The 5,508-nt window shown below is 54.7% G+C and carries 3 rRNA genes; all 3 read right to left on the bottom strand.

The window, feature by feature from the left end:
- Positions 1–44: 44 nt before the first annotated feature.
- A 5S ribosomal RNA gene (gene rrf, locus RL72_RS00250) occupies positions 45–161 on the bottom strand.
- Positions 162–265: 104 nt separating this feature from the next.
- A 23S ribosomal RNA gene (locus tag RL72_RS00245) occupies positions 266–3,363 on the bottom strand.
- Positions 3,364–3,769: 406 nt separating this feature from the next.
- Positions 3,770–5,294 (bottom strand): 16S ribosomal RNA (locus tag RL72_RS00240).
- Together the 16S, 23S and 5S rRNA genes form the textbook arrangement of a ribosomal RNA operon.
- Between the last annotated feature and the right edge of the window lie 214 nt (positions 5,295–5,508).

The following is a 5,508-nucleotide window of genomic DNA, read 5'->3' as shown; positions in this document are numbered from 1 at the left end:
GCAGAAAGGCCACCCTGCGTTGGGTGGCCTTTCTGTTAAAGGAAGTCCGGCGGTGTCCTACTCTCCCACAGGGTCCCCCCTGCAGTACCATCGGCGCTGTGAGGCTTAGCTTCCGGGTTCGGAATGTGACCGGGCGTTTCCCTCACGCTATGGCCGCCGAAACACTATTGACGTGTCTCAAACAAACACAAGCATGTGTGTTGTTGTTTGGTTTTCGACCGTACGTCGAGAACCACAAAGTGGACGCAAGCACCAAGAACGGTGTGTTATCAAGTCATCGGCTTATTAGTACCAGTCAGCTGCACGTGTTACCACGCTTCCACATCTGGCCTATCAACCCAGTAGTCTGGCTGGGAGCCTCTCACCCGAAGGTATGGAAGTCTCATCTTGAGGCCGGCTTCCCGCTTAGATGCTTTCAGCGGTTATCCATCCCGAACGTAGCTAACCAGCGGTGCTCCTGGCGGAACAACTGGCACACCAGAGGTTCGTCCAACCCGGTCCTCTCGTACTAGGGTCAGATCCTCTCAAACTTCCTACGCGCGCAGCGGATAGGGACCGAACTGTCTCACGACGTTCTAAACCCAGCTCGCGTACCGCTTTAATGGGCGAACAGCCCAACCCTTGGGACCTACTCCAGCCCCAGGATGCGACGAGCCGACATCGAGGTGCCAAACCATGCCGTCGATATGGACTCTTGGGCAAGATCAGCCTGTTATCCCCGAGGTACCTTTTATCCGTTGAGCGACAGCGCTTCCACAAGCCACTGCCGGATCACTAGTCCCGACTTTCGTCCCTGCTCGACCTGTCAGTCTCACAGTCAAGCTCCCTTGTGCACTTACACTCGACACCTGATTGCCAACCAGGTTGAGGGAACCTTTGGGCGCCTCCGTTACTTTTTGGGAGGCAACCGCCCCAGTTAAACTACCCACCAGGCACTGTCCCTGAACCGGATCACGGTTCGAAGTTAGATATCCAGAGTGACCAGAGTGGTATTTCAACAATGACTCCACATGAACTGGCGTCCATGCTTCACAGTCTCCCACCTATCCTACACAAGCCACACCGAACACCAATACCAAGCTGTAGTAAAGGTCACGGGGTCTTTCCGTCCTGCTGCGCGTAACGAGCATCTTTACTCGTAATGCAATTTCGCCGAGTTCGCGGTTGAGACAGTTGGGAAGTCGTTACGCCATTCGTGCAGGTCGGAACTTACCCGACAAGGAATTTCGCTACCTTAGGATGGTTATAGTTACCACCGCCGTTTACTGGGGCTTAAATTCTGAGCTTCGCCGAAGCTAACCCGTCCTCTTAACCTTCCAGCACCGGGCAGGCGTCAGTCCGTATACATCGTCTTGCGACTTGGCACGGACCTGTGTTTTTAGTAAACAGTCGCTACCCACTAGTCTCTGCGGCCACCACGCCCTTTTCGGAGTAAATCCGTATAAGCGGGTGGCCCCCCTTCTCCCGAAGTTACGGGGGCATTTTGCCGAGTTCCTTAACCACGATTCTCTCGATCTCCTTGGTATTCTCTACCTGACCACCTGAGTCGGTTTGGGGTACGGGCGGCTAGAACCTCGCGTCGATGCTTTTCTCGGCAGCATAGGATCACCCACTTTTTATCCGCATCGTGTCTCAGCCTGAATGAGAGACGGATTTGCCTATCTCTCGGCCTACGCACTTGCACCAGGACAACCATCGCCTGGCTTGGGCTACCTTCCTGCGTCACACCTGTTAATACGCTCACTCCACCAGATGGGGTCGCATGCCGCCTCACGATCGTCCCCGAAGGGATCCACGCGTCTTGGGATGCTTAGCACTCCTGATTTCATGTGGGCGGTTCTTCGCCGGTACGGGAATATCAACCCGTTGTCCATCGACTACGCCTGTCGGCCTCGCCTTAGGTCCCGACTTACCCAGGGAAGATTAGCTTGACCCTGGAACCCTTGGTCTTCCGGAGGACGTGTTTCTCACACGTCTTTCGCTACTCATGCCTGCATTCTCACTCGTGTAGCGTCCACGGCTGGATCACTCCGCCGCTTCACTCGCCACACGACGCTCTCCTACCCATCAACACGGCTGGACCACGAAGGCCTACCATTAATGTCAATGCCACAACTTCGGTGGCGTGCTTGAGCCCCGTTACATTGTCGGCGCGGAATCACTTGACCAGTGAGCTATTACGCACTCTTTCAAGGGTGGCTGCTTCTAAGCCAACCTCCTGGTTGTCACAGCAACTCCACATCCTTTCCCACTTAGCACGCGCTTAGGGACCTTAGTTGGTGGTCTGGGTTGTTTCCCTCTCGACTATGAAGCTTATCCCCCACAGTCTCACTGCTGCGCTCTCACTTACCGGCATTCGGAGTTTGGCTGACGTCAGTAACCTTGTAGGGCCCATCGGCCATCCAGTAGCTCTACCTCCGGCAAGAAACACGCAACGCTGCACCTAAATGCATTTCGGAGAGAACCAGCTATCACGAAGTTTGATTGGCCTTTCACCCCTATCCACAGCTCATCCCCTCAGTTTTCAACCTAAGTGGGTTCGGCCCTCCACGACGTCTTACCGTCGCTTCAGCCTGGCCATGGATAGATCACTTCGCTTCGGGTCTAGGACACGCGACTGAATCGCCCTATTCAGACTCGCTTTCGCTACGGCTACCCCACACGGGTTAACCTCGCCACGTATCACTAACTCGCAGGCTCATTCTTCAAAAGGCACGCTGTCACCCCTACTAAGGAGGCTCCAACGGTTTGTAAGCAAACGGTTTCAGGTACTATTTCACTCCCCTCCCGGGGTACTTTTCACCTTTCCCTCACGGTACTTGTCCGCTATCGGTCATCTGGGAGTATTTAGGCTTATCAGGTGGTCCTGACAGATTCACACGGGATTTCTCGGGCCCCGTGCTACTTGGGATACTCTTCACGCCAAGCCAGGCATTTCGACTACGGGGTTCGCACCCTCTATGACCGGCCATTCAAAACCGTTCGTCTATACCTGCTTGTAACGCTGAAAGTTCGGCAGAACAATCAGAAAAGTCCCACAACCCCGAGCATGCAACGCCTGCCGGCTATCACACACACCCGGTTTAGCCTCATCCGCTTTCGCTCGCCACTACTCACGGAATCACATGTTGTTTTCTCTTCCTGTGGGTACTGAGATGTTTCACTTCCCCACGTTCCCTCTACCCGCCCTATATATTCAGGCGGGAGTCACTAGGTCGGCACGCCGCCCAGCGGGGTTTCCCCATTCGGACACCCTCGGATCAAAACTCGCTTATCAGTTCCCCGAGGCTTATCGCAGATTGCTACGTCCTTCTTCGGCTCCAGATGCCAAGGCATCCACCGTTTGCTCTTAAAGACTTGAAATCACATGAGTTCATCAAGAATCGGTACCAGACCCCGAAGGATCCAGTTCGAAATTGACTAATGATCTTTAAGATCATCAATACAACACAACCCCAAAGGGTCATGCTGAAGATGCTCGCGTCCACTGTGTAGTTCTCAAAGTACGGGCGGTGCTCATCCCCACCAACAACGTTGGCAGCGACAAGCCCGAGGAACAGCTGCGATCCCGAAGAATCACACCCGGTCCCTCAGGACCCAACAGCGTGCAGGCACCAAACCCGCCGGCCCCGCGTTCCCACACCGAAGTGCGTACTAGCAGAAACCATTGGCTCTGATGCCATGTCAAATGTTCCACCCATGAGCTCCCAGCGAAGAACGTGTGCCTTCGATCTGGGTTCTGGACTCCGAAGAGTCAGATGCTCCTTAGAAAGGAGGTGATCCAGCCGCACCTTCCGGTACGGCTACCTTGTTACGACTTAGTCCTAATTACCGATCCCACCTTCGACGGCTCCCTCCACAAGGGTTAGGCCACCGGCTTCAGGTGTTACCGACTTTCATGACTTGACGGGCGGTGTGTACAAGACCCGGGAACGTATTCACCGCAGCGTTGCTGATCTGCGATTACTAGCGACTCCGACTTCATGAGGTCGAGTTGCAGACCTCAATCCGAACTGGGACCGGCTTTTTGGGATTCGCTCCACCTCACGGTATTGCAGCCCTTTGTACCGGCCATTGTAGCATGCGTGAAGCCCAAGACATAAGGGGCATGATGATTTGACGTCATCCCCACCTTCCTCCGAGTTGACCCCGGCAGTATCCCATGAGTTCCCACCATTACGTGCTGGCAACATAGAACGAGGGTTGCGCTCGTTGCGGGACTTAACCCAACATCTCACGACACGAGCTGACGACAACCATGCACCACCTGTTCACGAGTGTCCAAAGAGTTGACCATTTCTGGCCCGTTCTCGTGTATGTCAAGCCTTGGTAAGGTTCTTCGCGTTGCATCGAATTAATCCGCATGCTCCGCCGCTTGTGCGGGTCCCCGTCAATTCCTTTGAGTTTTAGCCTTGCGGCCGTACTCCCCAGGCGGGGAACTTAATGCGTTAGCTGCGTCACGGAATCCGTGGAAAGGACCCCACAACTAGTTCCCAACGTTTACGGGGTGGACTACCAGGGTATCTAAGCCTGTTTGCTCCCCACCCTTTCGCTCCTCAGCGTCAGTTACGGCCCAGAGATCTGCCTTCGCCATCGGTGTTCCTCCTGATATCTGCGCATTCCACCGCTACACCAGGAATTCCAATCTCCCCTACCGCACTCTAGTCTGCCCGTACCCACTGCAGGCCCGAGGTTGAGCCTCGGGATTTCACAGCAGACGCGACAAACCGCCTACGAGCTCTTTACGCCCAATAATTCCGGATAACGCTTGCACCCTACGTATTACCGCGGCTGCTGGCACGTAGTTAGCCGGTGCTTTTTCTGCAGGTACCGTCACTTTCGCTTCTTCCCTGCTAAAAGAGGTTTACAACCCGAAGGCCGTCATCCCTCACGCGGCGTTGCTGCATCAGGCTTCCGCCCATTGTGCAATATTCCCCACTGCTGCCTCCCGTAGGAGTCTGGGCCGTGTCTCAGTCCCAGTGTGGCCGGTCACCCTCTCAGGCCGGCTACCCGTCGACGCCTTGGTGAGCCATTACCTCACCAACAAGCTGATAGGCCGCGAGCCCATCCCCCACCAAAAAATCTTTCCAGACACTGACCATGCGGTCGCGTCTCGTATCCAGTATTAGACGCCGTTTCCAGCGCTTATCCCAGAGTGAGGGGCAGGTTGCTCACGTGTTACTCACCCGTTCGCCACTAATCCCCCAAAGCAAGCTTCGGGTTCATCGTTCGACTTGCATGTGTTAAGCACGCCGCCAGCGTTCATCCTGAGCCAGGATCAAACTCTCCGTAAAAAAGAAAAGCATACGAAACCAGGGAAAACCAGTAACGCAGCGAGTTTGAAACTGACCAAAGAGATGACATCATTGCTGACTTCATCCGAATGCCAACCCCGAAGGGCTGGTCTTTGATCCAAAGGAATTTCTCAACCAGCCCGAAGACTGGACGAGGAATAAATTGGCATTTGACAAGTGCACGCTGTTGAGTTCTCAAGGATCGGATGCTCCT

This window comes from Microbacterium azadirachtae (assembly GCF_000956545.1).
Classification (GTDB): Bacteria; Actinomycetota; Actinomycetes; order Actinomycetales; family Microbacteriaceae; genus Microbacterium; species Microbacterium azadirachtae.
Note: the sequence above shows the minus strand (reverse complement) of the source record. Positions and strands in the feature narration are given on the sequence as shown.